This window comes from Stenotrophomonas sp. 22LJNL06-5-1 (assembly GCF_056861455.1).
Genome location: NZ_JBSPUE010000011.1, coordinates 62,474 through 81,540 on the forward strand (window position 1 = coordinate 62,474; position 19,067 = coordinate 81,540).

Sequence of the window (19,067 nt, forward strand, 5' to 3'; positions counted from 1 at the left end):
GGAGCGGTGAATGTTTGACCGCTCGAAAAAGGGCGAACACGCCCTGTTGATCCAGCCCCATTTCGGCAAGCTGGAAGACGATGTGCTGGAAGAATTCGGTGATCTGGCCCGCTCGGCTGGGGCCAGCATCGCCGCGACGATCACAGCGCGCCTGGACCGTCCGAATCCGTCGACCCTGATCGGCAGCGGCAAGCTGGACGAGATCAAGGCTGCGGCCGACGCCAGCGGTGCCGACCTGATCCTGGTCAACCATGCGTTGAGCCCGGGCCAGGAACGCAACCTGGAACGCTTCCTCGAGCGCCGGGTGATCGACCGTACCGGCCTCATCCTGGACATCTTTGCCCAGCGTGCGCACAGCCACGAAGGCAAGCTGCAGGTCGAGCTGGCGCAGCTGCGTCACCTGGCCACACGGCTGGTGCGCGGCTGGACCCACCTGGAGCGCCAGCGTGGTGGTTCGATCGGCCTGCGCGGCCCGGGTGAAACCCAGCTGGAAACCGACCGACGCCTGCTGCAGAAGCGGGTCGAGCAGCTGCAGAAGCGCCTGGAAAAGGTCGAGGTGCAGCGCACCCAGATGCGCCGTGCGCGTGTGCGCAGCGAGCTGCCGCGCGTGGCCCTGGTGGGCTACACCAACGCCGGCAAGTCGACCCTGTTCAACGCCATGACCGGCGCGGAGGCCTATGCCGCCGACCAGCTGTTCGCAACGCTGGATCCGACCGTGCGCCGCATCGCGGTCCCGGGTGGCAACGTGGTGCTGGCCGATACCGTCGGCTTCGTCCGTGACCTGCCGCATGACCTGGTTGCCGCGTTCCGCTCGACCCTGTCCGAGGCGCGCGAGGCTGACTTCCTGCTGCACGTGGTCGACGCTGCCGATCCGCACCGCGAGGAGCGCATCGCCCAGGTCGACGAAGTGCTGACCGCGGTCGGTGCCGGCGATCTGCCGCAGCTGCTGGTTTTCAACAAGATCGACCGCATCGAGGGTGCCGACGTCCGCCACGATGGCCAGGACGGTATCCCGGACGAGTCGCGTCGCGAGCGGGTGTGGATTTCCGCGCGTGACGGGCAGGGCCTGGAGCTGCTGCAGGCGGTGCTGGGCAAGCGCCTGGGCCTGCAGCATGTCACCGGCGAACTGCGACTGCCGCCGGATGCCGGCCGCCTGCGTGCGCGCCTGCACCAGCTGGAAGTGATCCGCAGCGAGCAGGCCGATGAAGATGGCTGGCTGCTGCAGGTCGACCTGCCGATCGCCGAAGCCGAAAAGCTGGCCGCCAGTGCCGACGGCGCGCCGATCCGGGCGCTGCTGCCGGAGAAACTGCCGGAGTGGTGAGCTAGCGGCCGATGCCTGGTAGCGCCGGCCGCTGGCCGGCAACGCAGCCGCGCCGGAGGGGCGCGACATCCGGCTGTCATCTGCGGTACAACGTGCAGGTTCTTCACCCCACCGTCATGCCGATGTCCATTCCCACCGACGCTGAACTCAATGCCCAGTCCGCCGCGCTCGGGCAGCGCCTGCAGCAGGCCTCGCTGCAGCTGGTGACCGCTGAAAGCTGCAGTGGCGGCTGGATCGCCAAGTGCATGACCGACATCGCCGGTTCCTCGGCGTTCTTCGACTGCGGCATGGTGGTCTACAGCTACGAAGCCAAGCAGCGCCTGCTGGGCGTGCGTGCGCAGACGCTGGAGCAGTTCGGCGCGGTCAGCCGCGAAACCGTGCTGGAAATGGTGTCCGGTGCGCTGGTCAATTCCGGCGCCGGCATCGCCGTCGCGGTAACCGGCATCGCCGGCCCCGGTGGCGGCAGCCCGGACAAGCCGGTCGGCAGTGTCTGGATCGGCTGGAAGCGCCGTGGCGGCTATGCCCGCGCCGAACTCTTCCAGTTCGACGGCGACCGCGAAGCCATCCGTCGGCAAACCGTGGCGGCGGCATTGCGCGGTATCGACGCCCAGCTGTGACATGCTGCTCCGGTAATCGTCCGGAGCACGCATGATGTGGGAAACGCTGGGCACGGTCCGTGACCTGGGCCGACTGCAGGAAATCGCCGTCGTCCTGATCCGCTATGGCTTCGGCGATGTGGTACGGCGCATCGGCCTGGCCAGCACGCTGGAGCGGGCAGGGCGCCTGCTGCACTGGAACGAGGAGCGGCAGGAGCTGCTGCGGATGACCGCACCGGTGCGTGTGCGCAGCGCGATGCAGGATCTCGGCCCGACCTTCGTCAAGCTCGGCCAGGTGCTGGCGACGCGTGTCGACCTGTTGCCGCCGGAATGGATCGCCGAGCTCTCTGAGCTGCAGAACGCGGTGCCGGCGCTGCCATATGCGGATATCCGCGAGCAGCTCGAAGCCGACCTTGGTGCATCACCTGCAGAGGTGTTCGCCTTCCTCGATGAAACCCCGATGGCTGCCGCCTCGCTGGCGCAGGCCCATCGTGCGCGCCTGCATGATGGTCGCGAGGTGGTGCTGAAGGTGCGGCGCCCCGGTATCCGCGATGTGGTCGAAGCCGACCTGCGTCTGCTGGCCCGCCTGGCCGAGATCGTTGAAGCGCGACTGCCGGACCTGCGTCGCTACCGCCCGGCCGAAGTCGTGCAACAGTTCACCGTGTCGCTGCGCCGCGAGCTGGATTTCGCCGCCGAATGCCGCAATGCCGAGCGCATCGCGCGCAACTTCAACGGTCGTGACGACATCCTGATTCCCCGCGTGCACTGGCAGTGGACCTGCGAAAGCCTGAACGTGCAGGACTTCGTCGACGGCATTCCCGGGCGTGATCTGGCCGGCGTCGATGCGGCAGGACTGGACCGGCGCGAACTGGCACGGCGCGGTGCGGACATCGTGCTGAAGATGGTGCTGGAGGACGGCAGCTTCCACGCCGATCCGCACCCGGGCAACATCATCTATCTACGTGATGGCCGCATCGGCGTGATTGATTTCGGCATGGTCGGTGCCTTGTCGGAAGTCCGGCGTTTCCAGGTGGCGCAGCTGCTGCACGGGCTGGTCGAGCAGGATCCGCAGGGCGTGGCCGACGTGCTGCTGGACTGGGCGGGTGGCGTGGAAGTGGACGAGAACCGGCTGCAGCACGACATCAGCCAGTTCGTCGACCAGTACCGTGGCGTGCCGCTGAAGGACCTGCGCATCGGCCTGATGCTGGGCGACATCACCCAGCTGCTGCGCAGCTACAGCCTGACCCTGCCGGCCGATCTGGCGCTGATGATCAAGGCCTTCCTGACCCTGGAAGGGATGGGGCGGCAGCTGGACCCGGATTTCGACATGGCCAGTGCCGCGCGCCCGTTCCTGGAACGGGTGGTGCTGCAGCGCTATGCGCCCAGGGCGCTGCTCAAGCGCGGCCGGCGCAGCCTGCTGGGCCTGGTCGACTTCGCCGGTGAGCTGCCCCGCGATCTGCGCAAGCTGGTCCAGGCCGCGCGCCGTGGGAGGCTGCAGCTGAAGGTGGAAACCAGCGCGCTGCAGGGCTTCGGCGAGCAGGTCAACCGCGCCGCGAACCGGCTGGTGATGGGCATCGTCACTGCTGCGCTGATCATCGGTTCGTCAATCGTGATGCACAGCGTCGGCGGCGTCTCCAGCCGCTGGCTGCTGGCGTTGGGGGTGTGCGGCTTCATCGGCGCCGGCTTCTGCGGCGTGTGGATCCTGTTCTCGATATGGAGAAGCGGTAAACACACATGAGTGTGTTTACCGCGGAATCGCGCAGCGATTCCTGTAGAGCCGACCGCTGGTCGGCTGCTTTCGCCTTTGCATTCGCCTTTGCCGCCCGGCCATTCGCCCGACTGCCGAGCCTGGCTCGGCACTACAGATGTTGCCGTGTCGCCCCCGGCACTTGCAGTCCCGCACGTTAGTAGTAATACTACTAACCATGGACCTGACCGACACCCAGCAGGCGATCCTGCAGTTGATCGCCGAGCGTATCGAGAGCGAAGGCGCACCGCCGTCGCAGACTGAAATCGCACGTGCGTTCGGCTTCAAGGGCGTGCGCGCGGCCCAGTACCACCTGGAAGCCCTGGAGCAGGCCGGTGCGATCCGTCGCATCCCGGGCCAGGCCCGCGGCATCCGCCTGGTGCAGGCACCGCCAGTGGAAAAGCTGGCCGAGCCAGGCCTGCCCGACAGCGTGCTGCGCCTGCCGGTGCTCGGCCGGGTTGCGGCCGGCCTGCCGATCGGCGCCGATATCGGCTCGGACGATTTCGTGGTGCTGGACCGGGTGTTCTTCTCGCCAGCGCCGGACTACCTGTTGAAGGTGCAGGGCGATTCGATGATCGACGAGGGCATCTTCGACGGTGACCTGATCGGCGTGCACCGCACCCGCGACGCCCATTCCGGGCAGATCGTGGTGGCCCGCATCGATGACGAGATCACCGTCAAGCTGCTGAAGATCGCCAAGGACCGCATTCGCCTGCTGCCGCGCAATCCCGATTACAAGCCGATCGAGGTGCTGCCGGATCAGGACTTCGCGATCGAAGGCCTCTATTGCGGCCTGCTGCGGCCCAACCGTTGACCCGTTCCATAGCGCATTACCCCGCGGTCTTTTGTGGCGATTCTCTGGTTCCACTGAGGTTGGTACGGATGTCCGATAATTCTTTTCAGAGCGCCGGGCAGAATCTCAGCCTGTGCGATACGTCCGACTTAAAGTGAACCCATGGCAAAGAAGACCCCCAAAGACAGCACCTCCCACGACACGAACTCTGCAAGGACCAATCCGATGGACGAGAACAAGAAGCGCGCCCTCGCTGCAGCTCTGGGCCAGATCGAAAAGCAGTTCGGCAAGGGCTCGGTGATGCGCATGGGCGACCGCGTGGTCGAGCCCGTCGAAGCCATCCCGACCGGTTCGCTGATGCTCGACATCGCGCTGGGCATTGGTGGTCTGCCGAAGGGCCGTGTCGTTGAAATCTACGGGCCGGAATCCTCGGGCAAGACCACGCTGACCCTGCAGGCCATCGCCGAATGCCAGAAGCTGGGCGGCACCGCAGCCTTCATCGACGCCGAGCACGCGCTGGACCCGATCTACGCCGCCAAGCTGGGCGTGAACGTGGACGACCTGCTGCTGTCGCAGCCGGATACCGGTGAGCAGGCGCTGGAAATCGCCGACATGCTGGTCCGTTCGGGTTCGGTCGACATCCTGGTGATCGACTCGGTCGCCGCGCTGACCCCGAAGGCTGAAATCGAAGGCGAGATGGGCGACCAGCTGCCGGGCCTGCAGGCCCGCCTGATGAGCCAGGCGCTGCGCAAGCTGACCGGCAACATCAAGCGCTCCAACACCCTGGTGGTCTTCATCAACCAGCTGCGCATGAAGATCGGTGTGATGATGCCGGGCCAGAGCCCGGAAACCACCACCGGAGGCAACGCGCTGAAGTTCTACGCCTCGGTCCGCCTGGATATCCGTCGTATCGGCGCGATCAAGAAGGGCGACGAGATCATCGGCAACCAGACCAAGATCAAGGTCGTCAAGAACAAGCTGGCGCCTCCGTTCAAGCAGGTCATCACCGAGATCCTGTACGGCGAAGGCATCAGCCGCGAGGGCGAGCTGATCGACATGGGTGTGGATGCCAAGCTGGTCGAGAAGGCCGGCGCCTGGTACAGCTACGGCGAAGAACGCATCGGCCAGGGCAAGGACAACGCCCGCGGTTACCTGCGCGACAACCCGACGGTTGCTGCGAAGCTCGAAGCCGAACTGCGCGAGAAGTTCCAGCCGACCGAAGCCACCCGTGAGGAAGGCGACGACGAAGGCGACGACGAGTAAGGCTTGCTGTGGGGCAGGGCGGCGCCGTCAGTGACGTCGCCCTGTCCCGCAGGTTCGAATCGCCCAGGGATGGGCTGGGCGCCACGGATGGCGCCACCCTTGGAGCACCGATGTCCGACGCCGACGACATTCCCACCGGCCGCAAACGCCGGTCGCGCGAGCAGACGCCCGTGCAACGAGCGCTGGGCCTGCTGGTCCGCCGCGAGCACTCGCGCAAGGAACTCACCCGCAAGCTGACCGCACGTGGCATCGAAGACGAGGCTGCGCAGGCGGCTGTCGCCAAGCTGACCGAGGCCGGCTGGCAGGACGACACCCGTTTTGCCGAGAATCTGGTGCGGATGCGCGCCAACACCGGCTATGGGCCGATCCATGTCCGCGCCGAGCTGGGGACCCACGGCCTGGACAGCGCCGCGATTGCCGCGGCGATGGACAGCTACGAAGGCGACTGGCAGGAAAACGCCCGTGATCTGGTCCGCAGGCGCTTTGGCGAGGCCGGCCCGCAGGACCTGACGCAGCGGCGCAAGGCCGCCGATTTACTGGCCCGACGCGGCTTCGACGGCGACAGCATCCGCCGTGCGACCCGCTACGACCCGGATGACTGAGACTGGCGGCGCCGGGCCTGATACCCTTTAGGTTTTCGGCGGTCCCTCGCGACCCTGGCCAACGCGGCCGGTGGTCCGGGCCCGCCGGCCCGCAGACTGCCAGCCCCCAATGAACGCATCCGCCAAATTTACGACTTCCCAGATCCGCAGCGACTTCCTTGAATTCTTCAAGGGCAAAGGCCACACCATCGTGCCGTCGGCGCCGCTGGTGCCGGGCAATGATCCGACCCTGCTGTTCACCAACTCCGGCATGGTGCAGTTCAAGGACGTGTTCCTTGGCGCGGAAAAGCGCAGCTACGTGCGCGCGGCCGACGTGCAACGCTGCCTGCGCGCGGGCGGCAAGCACAACGACCTCGACCAGGTCGGCTACACCGCGCGCCACCACACCTTCTTCGAAATGTTGGGCAACTGGTCGTTCGGCGACTACTTCAAGAAGGACGCGATCGCCTGGGCCTGGGAACTGCTGACCCAGGTCTGGAAGCTGCCGCCCGAGCGCCTGCTGGTCACCGTCTACCAGACCGACGACGAAGCCTACGAACTGTGGCGCGACATGGTCGGCATTCCGGAAGCGCGCATCGTGCGCATCGGCGACAACAAGGGCGCACCGTTCGCCTCGGACAACTTCTGGCAGATGGCCGACACCGGGCCGTGTGGTCCGTGCACGGAAATCTTCTACGACCACGGTGACCATATCGCCGGCGGCCCCCCGGGTTCCCCGGATGAAGACGGCGACCGCTTCATCGAAATCTGGAACCTGGTGTTCATGCAGTTCGACCGCCAGCCGGACGGCACCCTGGTGCCGCTGCCGGCGCCGTGCGTGGATACCGGCATGGGCCTGGAGCGCCTGGCGGCGATCCTGCAGCACGTGCACACCAACTACGAGATCGACCTGTTCCAGGCGCTGATCCGCAAGGCGTCGGAGCTGACCGGCACCGCTGACCTGGAAAACAAGTCGCTGCGCGTGATCGCCGACCACATCCGTGCCTGCTCGTTCCTGATCGTCGACGGCGTGCTGCCGTCCAACGAAGGCCGCGGTTACGTGCTGCGCCGTATCATCCGCCGAGCCCTGCGCCATGGCTGGATGCTGGGCGTGCGCCAGCCGTTCTTCAGCAAGCTGGTGCCGACCCTGGTCGAGCAGATGGGCGAGGCCTATCCGGAACTGCCGGCTGCGGTGGACACCGTCACCCGTGCGCTGCAGGCCGAGGAAGAGCGTTTCGCCGAAACCCTCGATGCCGGCATGAAGATCTTCGAGGACGTGGCCGGCAAGGCCAGCAATGGCGTGATCCCGGGCGTTGACGCGTTCCGCCTGTACGACACCTATGGCTTCCCGCTCGACCTGACCCAGGACATCGCCCGCGAGCGCGACCTGACGGTCGACATTGCCGGCTTCGATGCCGCGATGGAGCAGCAGCGTGAGACCGCGCGTGCGGCGGGCAAGTTCGGTGGTGGCGTGACGCTGCCGGCCGAGCTGGTGGCGACCCTCAGCCCGACCCGGTTCCTCGGCTACGACCGCCTGCAGGCTGACGGCCTGACCGTGCTGGCCCTGCTCAAGGACGGTCGTCCGGTGCAGTCGGCCGATGCCGGTGACGCAGTCATCGTCATCACCAACCAGACCCCGTTCTACGCCGAGTCCGGCGGCCAGGTCGGCGACACCGGCGTGCTCACCGGCAACGGCGTGCGCCTGGTGGTGGACGACACGCAGAAGTTCGCCGGCCAGTTCCATGGCCACGTCGGCACCCTGTCCGAAGGCGGCCTGAAGGTTGGCGACGTGCTGTCCGGCCAGGTCGATGGCGAGCGCCGTGGCGCCACCATCCTCAACCACTCCGCCACCCACCTGCTGCATGCCGCCCTGCGCGAAGTGCTGGGCACCCATGTGCAGCAGAAGGGCTCGCTGGTCGCTCCGGACCGCCTGCGTTTCGACTTCTCGCACTTCCAGCCGATCAGCGCGGAAGAGCTGGCCGTGATCGAACGCAAGGTCAATCAGCAGGTGCGCGCCAACAACGCCGCCGAAGTGCACAACATGGGCATGCAGGAAGCGCTGGACTTCGGCGCGATGGCCCTGTTCGGCGAGAAGTACGGCGAGCACGTGCGCGTGCTGAAGATGGGTGACTACTCCACCGAGCTGTGCGGCGGTACCCACGTCAACCGTACCGGCGACATCGGCCTGTTCAAGATCACCTCCGAGGGCGGTGTCTCCGCCGGCGTGCGCCGTATCGAAGCGGTCACCGGCCAGGGCGCCCTGGACTACGTGGACGCCGAAGAGGCCCGCCTGGCCGAGGCCGCTGAACTGCTCGGCGGCAGCGCCGCCGACGTGGTCGAGAAGATCCGTGCCCTTGGCCAGCGCCAGAAACAGCTGGAGCGCGAGCTGGAGGCCGTGAAGGCAAAGGTTGCCGCGGGTGCTACCGCCGACCTGTCCGGCCAGGCTGTCGAAGTCGCTGGCGTGAAGGTGCTGGCTGCCCGTCTGGAGGGCTTCGACGCCAAGGCCCTGCGTGACGCCATGGACCGCCTGAAGCAGCAGCTGGGCGACGCGGTGATCGTGCTGGCCGGTGCCCAGGACGGAAAGGCGGCCCTGGTCGCGGGTGTGAACGGCAGCGCAATGGGCAAGGTCAAGGCCGGGGAACTGTTGTCCCATATCGCCGGTCAGATCGGGGGCAAGGGCGGCGGACGCCCGGACCTCGCCCAGGGTGGTGGCGAGGACGGGCCCGCCCTTGCCACTGCGCTGGCTGCAGTCGTCGAATGGGTCAGCCCCCGCCTGTGATGAACCTGGCCGTCCCCCTCCTTGTAGGAGCGGGACGGCTGACGGTACCATTGCGAATCTTTTCCCTTTGTCGTGGTAGCGCTTCTTGACGGAGCGTCAAGCCGGTGGGGGATACCCTTCCACACGGTTCCATGGAGACTTACAAAAATGTTGATCCTGACTCGCCGCGTCGGCGAAACCCTGATGATCGGAGACTCGGTGAGCGTCACCGTGCTTGGCGTCAAGGGTAACCAGGTGCGTATCGGCATCACCGCGCCGAAGGACGTCGCTGTGCATCGCGAAGAGATCTATCAGCGCATCCAGCGCGGTGACGAAGCCGGTGGCACCGGTAGCGAAAATTCTGCCGAATAACGCTTTACCTTCGCACTCGATTAACGTTATGATTCACGCCCCGCTGAGGTGCAACGCACCAGACGCGGAGAAAACCCCGGAGTGATGCCCGAGTGGCCGAAGGGGCTCCCCTGCTAAGGGAGTATAGGGTCAAAAGCTCTATCGAGGGTTCGAATCCCTCTCACTCCGCCAGATACAAAGAAGCGCCTGCAGATCCTCGATCTGCAGGCGTTTTTCTTTATGGTGACACTTATTGCCGGTGCGCCATCCACTGATCAGCGATCAATGGATGGCGCTTCGGACGCCCCCGGCTCAGAGCCTTACCGTCACACCCACCTGGAACCCACGCCCCGGCAACGGCGCGATGTACTTCAGCGGCGAGTTGTGCGGGCGTGCTTCTTCATTGAGCAGATTGCTGCCGTTGACGAACACCTCCATGCCGGCGATGTAGCTGTTGCGCACCGGCAGTTCGCGGCTGACCTGCAGGTCGACCAGGTTGAACGCATCCAGTGGCACTTCCTCGCTGACATTGCGGCCGAGGTACTTCTGCGTGTCGTAGTAGGTGCTGGACAGCTGCGCCTTCCAGCCCTCGCGTTGCCACTGCAGGTTGGCGCCGTAGCGGTTGGTCGGCATGTTCGGCAGATACTCGCCGTCATTGTGGGCACGCAACGAATCGGGGTGATCGGCCTTGTTCTTCACCAGGTCGGCGAAGGCGGACACGTTCAACGTGCCGTAGCGGCCCAGATCCAATGCCTGCGAGGCATCGATCTCGAAGCCCTTCACCGTGGTGTCGGTCTGCTTCCAGTACTTCAGCGGCAGGCGGTTGGCGGTCTGCACCCCCGAGTAACCCAGGTATAGATAGTTCTCGTACTTCATCCGGTACGCGGTGGCCGACAGTTCGAAACCACCGAGGTGGAACAGGCCGGTCAGTTCCAGGTTCTTCGCGCGTTCCGGCTCGAGGTTCTGGTTGCCTTCTTCCTGGGTCATCACCGAATAGTGAGCATTGCTCGCATACAGCTCGTTGATCTCCGGTGCGCGCTGCGAGGACGAGTAGCGCACCTTGGTGGCGAACAACGGACCGAGCTCGACATACGAACCCAGGCTGTAGCTGTTGAGCCGGTAGTCGCGGTCCTGCAGTTTCGTGTTGGCGGCATTGCGTGCGGTCTTGAAGCGGCTTGGTTGCAGGTCATGGTCAACGCGCTCGTGGCGCACGCCAGCGTCGAAACTGGCCCAGCCGAAGTCCAGCGTCTCCTTCAGGAACACCGCCTTGCCGCGGGTGTCGACGTCAGGCAGGTACCGCAGCGAGCCGCTGCCGGTGACATCACGCGACTGGTGGCTGAAACCGAGCAGGCCGCTGAGCGGACCGACGCGCTGATGGCTGAGCAGCAGCTCGGCCTGGGTGCTCTCGAAATCGTAGTCGTTGGCCCGGGTAGCGCCCAGCCGCTCGCCCGAGGTGTTGTCCAGCTTCGAAACACGCAGTTCCGCGCGCTCGAACCACGGCAGCGGATCGCGCAGCAGGGCTTCCAGTGCGTAGCGTTCCTGCTTGATCACCACCCCCACCGGCAGCCCGTTGGCGTAGTTGGAACCGAACGACAGGTTCTGCATCGAGAACCCCGGTACGCCGTATTCGCTGTCCTTGGCATCGATGCTGACACCTACGTAACCACGGTCGAAGAACAGGGTCGACCCGAACGCTACCTGCGAATTGCGCGCGTAGCTGTTGCCCAGCCGGTGGTGATAGTCGGGGGTCACGTCATTGTTGATCTGCTTCTGAACATATGACGGCGTGCCGGCGACATAGGCCGGGTTGACCGGGTTGATATAGGTGCGGCGCTGCCAGACCGAGGTCGGATTGTTGGTGTAGAACGAGAAGTCACCATCGGCCCAGTCGGGGTTCTCGGTCATGAACTGGTCGATGTAGGGCTGCGAGGCCTTGTTGTAGATCTGCTGGACGCGCGCCTCCTTCTGGCAGCTGTCGGCCAGCGCCGAGTTGACGCCGCCGGTGGGCGGGAACAGCCCGGTGTTGCAGACACTGGCCTTGCTGTTGCCGGGGATGTCGTAGTGCGAGATACGCTGGCGCGAGACCTGCAGGTTGGTCGAGAGGTTGCGCTGGTTGTTGAAGTTCATGCGGAAGCCCTGCGCGTCGGCGGCATTGAAGCCCTTGCGCAGGACCAGTTCCATCGACTGGTCCTTGTCTTCCATGCTGCGCGAGATCAGACCCGAATCGATCTCCACGCTGCCGCCGATCGCATTGCCGCCGTAGCGCACGGTGTCGGAAGACTTGTTGACGGTGACACTGCGTACGAACAGCGGATCGAACGGGATGTTGATGTCGCCGCTGATCGCGTTCATTCCGAGGATGGACTGGCCGTCCTGCAGGATCTGCACGCGGTTGCCGCTGAGGCTGCGGATGACCGGAGCGCCCGCGTTCGGCCCGAAGGCGCTGCTCTGCACGCCGGAGACGTGTTCGAGCAGGCCGCCGAGGGTGCGGTTCTGCGCCTGTGGGTTGTCGACGGTGACCCGGCTGTCGATGCGCGAGGGCTGGGAGGCCTGAACCTGGAGGGTGGGGAGGGTGGGTTCGTCCGCGGCCTGGGCGGTGTGGACGGCGAACAGAATGGCAGCAGCAAGCAGGTGGCGACGCATGGCACGATCCGTGAAAACAATGTGAAATGTTATAACGTAACTATTTGTATCGACAAGGGTGGAATGGGCCTTGTGGCAGGGCTGGATATGAGAATGGTTCTCATATGAAAATGCAGGACGATCCCGCCTGGCCTCATCATGCTCAACCTCACCCTTGCCGACCTCGATCGCCTGGGCCGCAGCAGCGGCTTCCGCTATCGCCTGCCTGCGTCGGCCGCCGATCTGTCCGGTGAACAGTGCGTGGTGCAGGGCAGGGTGGAGCAGCGTCGCCTACGCCCGGGCATGACCCTGGCGCTGTCGGACGTGATCGCCCATCAGCCGTTCGAGGCAACCTCGGAGTCGCCGCCGGCCTTCTCGGCGATCGTGATGCTGGAGGGACGCGCAGGGGCGCGGTTGGCCGGGCAGACGGTGATCGGCATGAACCCAGGTGCCGGCGCGATGGTGTTGGCCGAGGCAGTACCGATGACCGCGATTCATCCCGCAGGGCAGCGGATGCGCAGCCTGAATGTCTCGTTGGAGGCACCCGACGGAATTGACGACCCGATGATCAGCGAGCTGCTGTCCACCGCGCACCGCACCGGCCACCCGCGGTTGCGTGGTTGGCAGGTCCCCGGGCACCTTGAGCACGCCGCCGACCAGCTGCTGTCGGGCACCTGGCAGGGCGCGATGCATGCACTGCTGTGCGAGGGTATCGGCCTGCAGATGCTGGCTCTGGCGCTGGGCGCACCTGCGCGGGAGGCATCGCTGGACCTGCGTGTTTCAGCACGTGACCGCCGCATGCTGCAGCGGGTGATGGATTGCCTGCAGGCGGCTCCAGCCGCCGACCATTGCCTGGAGGATCTGGCGCGCCTGGCCTGCATGAGCCCAAGCAGCCTGCGCCTGAAGTTCCAGCAGGTGTATCAGTGCTCGGTGTTCGGCTGGTTGCGCGAGCATCGCCTGCAACTGGCCTGCGAGCAGCTGCGGCAGGGCTGCAGCGTGCAGCAGGCCGCGCATTTCGTCGGCTACCGGCACGCCACGAATTTCGCCACCGCGTTCCGTGCGCGCTACGGCATCGCGCCCAGCCAGCTGCGCTGACCCCGGATCAGCGTCGGCAGCGCGCATACATCTGCTGCGTTCGGGCATACGTGTGCTCACGCTCAAATGACAATAATTCTCATCCAGCCTTTCCCTCCTGCTGGATCTCCCATGCCCGCCTGTATCCGCCCGCGCGCCCTGGCAACCGCCATCGGCACGACCCTGGCGTTGTTCAATACTGCCCACGGCGCCGAGCGCGCCCCCGCCGCGAACACCTCGCAGTTGCCCACCGTGCAGGTCACGGCCGACCTCGATGGCAGCACCGAAACCTCGCGTTCCTACACCACCGATTCCATGGGCACGGCGACGGGGCTGTCGCTGACCTCGCGGCAGACGCCGCAGTCGGTCAGCGTCATCACCCGCCAGCAGATCGAGGACCGTGGCCTGCTCAGCACCGCAGATGCGCTGGCCACCGCTCCGGGCATTTCGGTCACGCGCAGTGATGCCAACCGGTACTCATTCTCGGCACGCGGCTTCGATATCGACAACTACCAGTTCGATGGCGTGGTGATGCCGGTGCTGTCGCCATGGAACTTCGGCGAGAACAATCTGGACATGGTGGTGTACGACCGGATCGAGATCGTGCGCGGTGCCAATGGCCTGATGACCGGTGCCGGCAACCCGTCGGCTGCGGTGAACTATGTGCGCAAGCGCCCGCTGCGTGATTTTGCTGCCAGTGGCGGCATCAGCCTCGGCAGCTGGGACGCACGCCGCGCCTGGGTGGATGTGTCCAGCCCGCTGAGCCGGGAAGGGCGTGTGCGTGGTCGTGTGGTCGCCGCGCAGGCAGAGGGCGACAGCTATACCGCTGGCCTGGACAGCACCGCGAAGACGCTCTACGGCGTGGTCAGCGTGGACCTGGGCGAGGACACCGGGTTGATCGCCGGTATCTCTTACCAGGCCAACGACAATCGTGGCTTCGGCAGTGGATTCGCGCTGTTCAACGCCGACGGCACGCGTACCCGCTTCGACCGCTCGGTATCGGCCACCGCGCCGTGGGCACGGATGACGACCGACACCCGCAACGGCTTCTTCGATTTCAACCATCGCTTCGGCAACGACTGGCAGGCGCGCGTGTCCTACAGCCGCTCGCATACCGACATGGAGATGAAGCATCTCTACCGGGGCGGCTATCCCGATCCGGTGACCGGCGCCATGCCTACAGGCAACAGCTTCACCCGCTACGACGGTCCGGTGCGCCGCGAAGCGGTCAGTGTCAGCTTGACCGGTCCCTTCCAGCTGTTCGGCCGCCAGCACACGGCGTCCGTCGGCTGGTCGCGCTCACGCGACGAGATCGCACTGGGGCAGTACCGCGCGCTGGCGCCTCTGCCGCCGTTGGCCAGCTACCTGGACTGGCACGGGCCCGGTACGCCGGAGCCGGTGTGGGCCAGCAGCAAGAGCCAGGCCGATGATCTGGACAACCGGCAGGGCGGTGCCTATGCGGTGGTGCGGCTGTCGCTGGCGGATCCGCTGCATGTGATCGTCGGTGGCCGCCTGAGCAACTGGGAGACCGACCAGGTCTACTTCGGCAGCAAGCGCAAGTACCGCTACCGCAACGAGTTCGTGCCGTATGCCGGTGTGGTCTGGGACCTCAACGGCTACAGCAGCGTCTACGCCAGCTACACCGGTATCTTCAAGCCGCAGAACAACCGCAATGAGTCCGGGCAGATCCTCGACCCGGTCAGCGGCCGCAGCTATGAGCTGGGCCTCAAGGGCAGCTGGCTGCAGGAACGCTTGAACGCGTCGGCGGCGCTGTTCCGCACCCAGCAGGACAACCTCGCCGAGGCCACCGGTGGCCTGGTCGAAGGCAGCACGCAGGCGGCCTACCGCGCGGTGAAGGGCGCAACCGTGGACGGCCTGGAACTGGAACTGGCCGGCGAACCACTGCCGGGCTGGAGCCTGGGCACCAGCTTCACCACCTTCATCGCGCAGGACGCACAGGGCCGTGCGATCAACACTGCCAAGCCGCGCAGCCTGTTCAAGCTGTTCACCACCTGGCGGCTGCCGGGTACCTGGGACCGGCTGACGATTGGCGGTGGCGTGGACTGGCAGAACCGCATGTACCAGACCGCCACCGCGCCCGGAAATCGCCGGGTGCCGGTGCAGCAGCCCAGCTACGCACTGGTGAACCTGATGGCGCGCTACCAGTTCAGTTCCAATGTGTCGGCGGCGGTCAACATCAACAACCTGTTTGACCGCCACTACTACTCGCAGATCGGCTTCTACAACCAGGGCTGGTACGGGGCACCGCGAAACGTGATGTTCACGCTGAAGGTTGGCTATTGAGGATGCCGTCGCGCGGGTCAGGGATCCAGCGGATCCATCGGGTCGATGCGCAGCGATTCGGGAGCCGGCACAAACGGGATCGCGTAGGGCGAAACGCGTGAACCGACCTTTCCCGGAACGTAACCCAGTTCATGGCGGTTGCGCTCGCTGAAGGCGCTGCTGGCGACCGAGTCGATATGCGATGGACTGCTGACCACCAGTGCCGGTTGCCGCGGCGGTGCCTGCAGGGCCGCCAGCAACCGGGCTGCATTGCGCAGGTTGGTGGTGGTGTGGCGGGCATACGGCTCGATGATGATCGCATCTGCGGGAATGCCGAAGCGTGCCATCAGCGCTTCGCGCATCTGCACCGCTTCGACGCTGCGGGTGCCGCGCGGATGTATCGCACCACCGGAGACGATGAGGAAGGGCGCATCACCCGCCGCGTAGCGCTGCGCGGCCATCTTCAGGCGCAGCTTGCTGCCGGCGCTGAGCGGGGTGGTCAGTTCCTCCGGTCCCTGGCCAAGCACGATGATCGCGGTGTACGGATGCGCATTCCAATCGAGCTGCCGCGCACGCGCAAACGGCGCGGCGTTCATCCCCGCGCTGATGGGCTCGAAACGGATCGCATCGAGGCGGTCATTGGCATCGAGCAGGCCTACCGCCACCGCGATGCTGCGATCGAAGGCGGTGTAGGCCGCGCTGGCGTCCACCTCGCTCATCTGCATGGCAATGGCGACGTCGCCGGCCAGTCGCGTGCTGCCCGCTGTGCCGACCGGGCCGTCGATGGCGTCGTAGCGGGGCGGCTGGCCCTGGCCATAGACGGAGAGAATGTTGTTGAGGCCCGCCAGCTCCCGTTCGATGGCCTCGGCGTGCGCGGGAGCCGCGGCGGTCAGCAGGCCTGCCTGCGCGGGCGTCCAGCGTGCGGACGCGAGCGTGCAGGTGGCAGTCCGGCAGCGGGCCAGCTGCTGCGTGCGTTCGGCCAGGAGGGTACGCGCATCACCGGGCAGCGTATCGGGCTTCAACTGCATGAGGGTCGGGAACAAGCGTGCGGCAAGCGCGGCGCTGTCGCGGTCGTCGGCCGCCGCCGCAAGCGGCAGCGCTGCCGTGGCAAGCAGGGCAAGGGACAAGGTAAGTCGTCGATGCATCACCAGCTCCTGCTGACCATCAGGCGGACATTGCGGCCGAACAGCGGCCGTCCATAGATTGCCTCGGCCGAACCCTGTCCGGCCAGGGCATCGGTGCGGGTGTTGCCTTCGGTGAGTCCCTTTTCATTGGTCAGGTTGTCGCCTACCAACTGTGCGCCCCAGTTGCCGCGCTTCCATGAAACGCCCAGGCCGAGGGTCTGGTAGGCAGGCAGCGCTGTCTGGTTGAACAGATCAACATAGGATTTGCCGACCACGTCATAACGCAGCCAGGTCTCGAACTGGTCCTGGCCATGTTGGAAGCTGAAGGTCGGGCGGAGGTTGCCGTAGAGCTTGGGCTCGCGAACGATCTGCTTGCCGTTGACGGCGGCCGGATCGGCGCCGGAATCGTTCTGCAGGCTGTCGTACTGCGGATCGCTGACCGTGATCGAGCCGGCAATGCTGAACCAGTCCAGCGGCCGGAACAGCCCATCCAGTTCGATGCCCTTGGAGACGGCGGTACCGATGAACGGCACCGACTGGTCATTGCGGCCGGTGGTCGGGTTGAAGGCCACGAACGAGGCGTTGAGCGGATCGAACTTCGTGTAGAACGCCGTCAGGTACAGGTAGGACCGGCCGAATCCGGCCTTCAGGCCAAGCTCGTACTGGTCCAGCTGGGTCTGCACGATGGTGGGATCGATCGAGCGTGCCACCGACGAGTTGGGAACGATCTCCATGTGCGAGACGCGGGCGTAAGCACCCACCGAAGGGGTGAAATCGAAGTTCGCACCCACGGTCCAATTGGTCGCGGACGGATCCAGGCGATGGTTCTGGACCACGCCGGTGAACCGGCGCGTGGTGTTGTCGGCCAGTGTGTTGCGGTCGCCGAGGTCGACCTGGGCGGTCTGCTCTGCGTAGCCTTCATAGCGATAGCGTTCATGGCGGATACCAGCGTCGAGCTTGAAGCGGTCCGTCAGTGCCCACGTGTCATTGGCATACACCGCGAACATGCGGGCATCGACCTTGCCGCGATTCAAGGTGGTGGTGTAACGCAGCGTGCCCTTGTCGGTCACATAGCCCAGCGCGGTGCCATCGTTGCCGTAGGCCACCAGATCCAGCAGACGCGGCTTGCCGCGCATCTCCATCAGCATGTCCTGGTACAGGCTGAAGGCCGTGGTGCCGAAGAAGGCGGTGTACGCACCGATGTTCAGATCGTGGCTGCCCCAGGCCGTTTCAAACAACCGCGTCGCACTGAAATCGGCCTGGCCGGAGTAGAAGTCCGAATCTGCGGCACGGTACTGGGCCGAGATCACCAGACCGGAGTCGGCATAGGGATCGTAGGCACTCGTTCCGTTGCTGCCGGCCAGGGCGTAGCCCATCCGCGCGACGCCGGCACCGAAGGCGGAACGGGCCGCGCCCAGATAGCCGTTGGCGAAGGTGCGTGCGTCGACCGGGTTGGTGGTCGAGTACAGTGCGTCGAAGGTGTTGCGACCCTTGGTGTAGCCGGTTTTCAGCGAGATCGTCCAGTCGCTGGCGGTATTCTCGTACTGGAAGCCGATGTTGCCGAAGCGCATGTGACGGCCATCGGCCAGGTCGCGGTTCATGCCCTGCAGGACGCCGCCGCCATCGAGGTACTTCAGGTTCACGCTGCGCAGCGACGGCGAGTTCAGCGTACCGTCGAAGTAGTCGATGTACGGGTCCAGCGGAACGCTGGGATTACGCGGATCGGCGACCGGGATCGGCAGGTAGAACGTATTGTGGTCATCGACGAAGGTACCGCTGACCTTGAACCAGCTGGTGTCGTCGAAGTAGTGCTTGATGTTGCCCCTGATCTGCCCGCCCTTGTCGTTCGGGAAGCCGTTGTCGCGGTAGCCATCGTGCTGGCGCAGGAACCCACCGACGGCATAGAAGGTGTCCTTGCCGAGGGCGCCGGACTGGTACATCTCGCCGCGGTACAGCCCGGTGTCACCGACGGTCAGCTGGGCCTTGCCGTGGGTCTCTTCGGAGCCCTCGGCCAGGATGTTGTTGACGATGGCGCCGCCACTGCTCGCATAGATCGGCGCTGGGCCACCACGTACGATCTCCACCCGCTGGTTCATCACGTCGAACCGGTTCATGCCGTCGCCGGAGTTGAAGAAGTGACCATCCAGCTCCTGGTAGAGCGGCAGGCCGTCCTGCTGGAAGGCGATGAAGCCACGATCGGTGGGAATGCCGCGCAGCCGGGTGATGTTCTGCACTTCGCCACCGGTGGCCTCGACATGGATACCGGGCACTGAGCCGAGCAGGTCGGCATAGCTTTTCGGTGCGAGCTTCTGCACGTCTTCGCGGCTGAGTGAATTGACCGCGAAGGACGCATCAAAGCGACGCTGGGTGCGTGCCGCACCGGTGACCACCACCGCATCCAGCGTTGCGGCGTCGGTGCTGTCCTTGTTCGGGATGGGGGCATCCTGCGCAGAAGCGTTGCCATGCAGGGATATCAAGGCCAGGGAGATGCCCAGGACCAGGGGGCTGTTGTTCATCGGAGGGCGGCCATGCAGGGAAGGGGGACCGCTGCACG

The 19,067-nt window shown here is 65.6% G+C and carries 13 protein-coding genes and 1 tRNA gene; 11 read left to right on the forward strand and 3 right to left on the reverse strand.

The features are described 5' to 3' along the window. Nucleotides 1-10: 10 nt before the first annotated feature. The 9 genes from hflX (at nt 11) to AC13GF_RS19910 (ending at nt 9,602) form a co-directional block, all read left to right on the forward strand. Nucleotides 11-1,321, forward strand: coding sequence for a ribosome rescue GTPase HflX (hflX, locus tag AC13GF_RS19870; RefSeq protein WP_032128411.1), 1,311 nt, complete (start codon nt 11-13; stop codon nt 1,319-1,321). Nucleotides 1,322-1,443: 122 nt separating this feature from the next. Next, nucleotides 1,444-1,938, forward strand: coding sequence for a CinA family protein (locus AC13GF_RS19875; protein ID WP_010484249.1), 495 nt, complete (start codon nt 1,444-1,446; stop codon nt 1,936-1,938). Nucleotides 1,939-1,972: 34 nt separating this feature from the next. Beyond that, complete coding sequence (gene ubiB / locus AC13GF_RS19880; RefSeq protein WP_094000307.1) at nt 1,973-3,655, forward strand: 2-polyprenylphenol 6-hydroxylase; 1,683 nt, start codon at nt 1,973-1,975, stop codon at nt 3,653-3,655. A gap of 187 nt (nt 3,656-3,842) precedes the next feature. Continuing rightward, a complete protein-coding gene (gene lexA, locus AC13GF_RS19885; RefSeq protein WP_005412936.1) occupies nt 3,843-4,478 on the forward strand; it encodes a transcriptional repressor LexA in 636 nt (211 codons plus the stop codon). A gap of 204 nt (nt 4,479-4,682) precedes the next feature. Next, the gene (gene recA / locus AC13GF_RS19890; protein ID WP_126929772.1) at nt 4,683-5,720 is read left to right on the forward strand and encodes a recombinase RecA; all 1,038 of its coding nucleotides are present in this window, start codon (nt 4,683-4,685) and stop codon (nt 5,718-5,720) included. 110 nt (nt 5,721-5,830) lie between these two features. Next, nucleotides 5,831-6,322, forward strand: a complete 492-nt coding sequence (gene recX / locus AC13GF_RS19895) for a recombination regulator RecX (protein ID WP_049449562.1) — start codon at nt 5,831-5,833, stop codon at nt 6,320-6,322. 109 nt (nt 6,323-6,431) lie between these two features. Beyond that, nucleotides 6,432-9,080 carry an alanine--tRNA ligase gene (gene alaS / locus AC13GF_RS19900; RefSeq protein ID WP_483005745.1) on the forward strand — a complete coding sequence of 883 codons (2,649 nt, stop codon included), beginning with the start codon at nt 6,432-6,434 and terminating at the stop codon, nt 9,078-9,080. Between the two features lie 147 nt (nt 9,081-9,227). Further along, the gene (gene csrA / locus AC13GF_RS19905; protein ID WP_004152909.1) at nt 9,228-9,431 is read left to right on the forward strand and encodes a carbon storage regulator CsrA; all 204 of its coding nucleotides are present in this window, start codon (nt 9,228-9,230) and stop codon (nt 9,429-9,431) included. A 78-nt stretch (nt 9,432-9,509) separates the two neighbouring features. Next, a tRNA-Ser gene (locus tag AC13GF_RS19910) sits at nt 9,510-9,602 on the forward strand. 120 nt (nt 9,603-9,722) lie between these two features. Here AC13GF_RS19910 and AC13GF_RS19915 read toward each other — a convergent pair. Beyond that, nucleotides 9,723-12,053, reverse strand: coding sequence for a TonB-dependent receptor (locus AC13GF_RS19915; RefSeq protein ID WP_483005746.1), 2,331 nt, complete (start codon nt 12,051-12,053; stop codon nt 9,723-9,725). 138 nt (nt 12,054-12,191) lie between these two features. On the opposite strand from AC13GF_RS19915, the gene AC13GF_RS19920 reads away from it, so the two are divergent. Both AC13GF_RS19920 and fauA read left to right on the forward strand, forming a co-directional pair. Further along, a complete protein-coding gene (locus AC13GF_RS19920) occupies nt 12,192-13,127 on the forward strand; it encodes a helix-turn-helix transcriptional regulator (RefSeq protein WP_483005747.1) in 936 nt (311 codons plus the stop codon). 111 nt (nt 13,128-13,238) lie between these two features. After that, nucleotides 13,239-15,410, forward strand: coding sequence for a TonB-dependent alcaligin siderophore receptor FauA (gene fauA, locus AC13GF_RS19925; RefSeq protein ID WP_483005748.1), 2,172 nt, complete (start codon nt 13,239-13,241; stop codon nt 15,408-15,410). Nucleotides 15,411-15,427: 17 nt separating this feature from the next. On the opposite strand, the gene AC13GF_RS19930 is transcribed toward fauA, so the two are convergent. Both AC13GF_RS19930 and AC13GF_RS19935 read right to left on the reverse strand, forming a co-directional pair. Further along, nucleotides 15,428-16,534: a YdcF family protein gene (locus tag AC13GF_RS19930; RefSeq protein WP_483005749.1), complete on the reverse strand. Its 1,107-nt coding sequence runs from the start codon at nt 16,532-16,534 to the stop codon at nt 15,428-15,430. Further along, a complete protein-coding gene (locus tag AC13GF_RS19935; protein ID WP_483005750.1) occupies nt 16,534-19,029 on the reverse strand; it encodes a TonB-dependent receptor in 2,496 nt (831 codons plus the stop codon). The genes AC13GF_RS19930 and AC13GF_RS19935 overlap by 1 nt, the downstream gene beginning before the upstream one ends. Nucleotides 19,030-19,067: the final 38 nt, after the last annotated feature.

Bases quoted from the DNA above. Each gene is read 5' to 3' on its own strand.
- hflX (WP_032128411.1), top strand. From the start codon at position 11: ATGTTTGACCGCTCGAAAAAGGGCGAACACGCCCTGTTGATCCAGCCC.
- AC13GF_RS19875 (WP_010484249.1), top strand. From the start codon at position 1,444: ATGTCCATTCCCACCGACGCTGAACTCAATGCCCAGTCCGCCGCGCTC.
- ubiB (WP_094000307.1), top strand. From the start codon at position 1,973: ATGTGGGAAACGCTGGGCACGGTCCGTGACCTGGGCCGACTGCAGGAA.
- lexA (WP_005412936.1), top strand. From the start codon at position 3,843: ATGGACCTGACCGACACCCAGCAGGCGATCCTGCAGTTGATCGCCGAG.
- recA (WP_126929772.1), top strand. From the start codon at position 4,683: ATGGACGAGAACAAGAAGCGCGCCCTCGCTGCAGCTCTGGGCCAGATC.
- recX (WP_049449562.1), top strand. From the start codon at position 5,831: ATGTCCGACGCCGACGACATTCCCACCGGCCGCAAACGCCGGTCGCGC.
- alaS (WP_483005745.1), top strand. From the start codon at position 6,432: ATGAACGCATCCGCCAAATTTACGACTTCCCAGATCCGCAGCGACTTC.
- csrA (WP_004152909.1), top strand. From the start codon at position 9,228: ATGTTGATCCTGACTCGCCGCGTCGGCGAAACCCTGATGATCGGAGAC.
- AC13GF_RS19915 (WP_483005746.1), bottom strand. From the start codon at position 12,053: ATGCGTCGCCACCTGCTTGCTGCTGCCATTCTGTTCGCCGTCCACACC.
- AC13GF_RS19920 (WP_483005747.1), top strand. From the start codon at position 12,192: ATGCTCAACCTCACCCTTGCCGACCTCGATCGCCTGGGCCGCAGCAGC.
- fauA (WP_483005748.1), top strand. From the start codon at position 13,239: ATGCCCGCCTGTATCCGCCCGCGCGCCCTGGCAACCGCCATCGGCACG.
- AC13GF_RS19930 (WP_483005749.1), bottom strand. From the start codon at position 16,534: ATGCATCGACGACTTACCTTGTCCCTTGCCCTGCTTGCCACGGCAGCG.
- AC13GF_RS19935 (WP_483005750.1), bottom strand. From the start codon at position 19,029: ATGAACAACAGCCCCCTGGTCCTGGGCATCTCCCTGGCCTTGATATCC.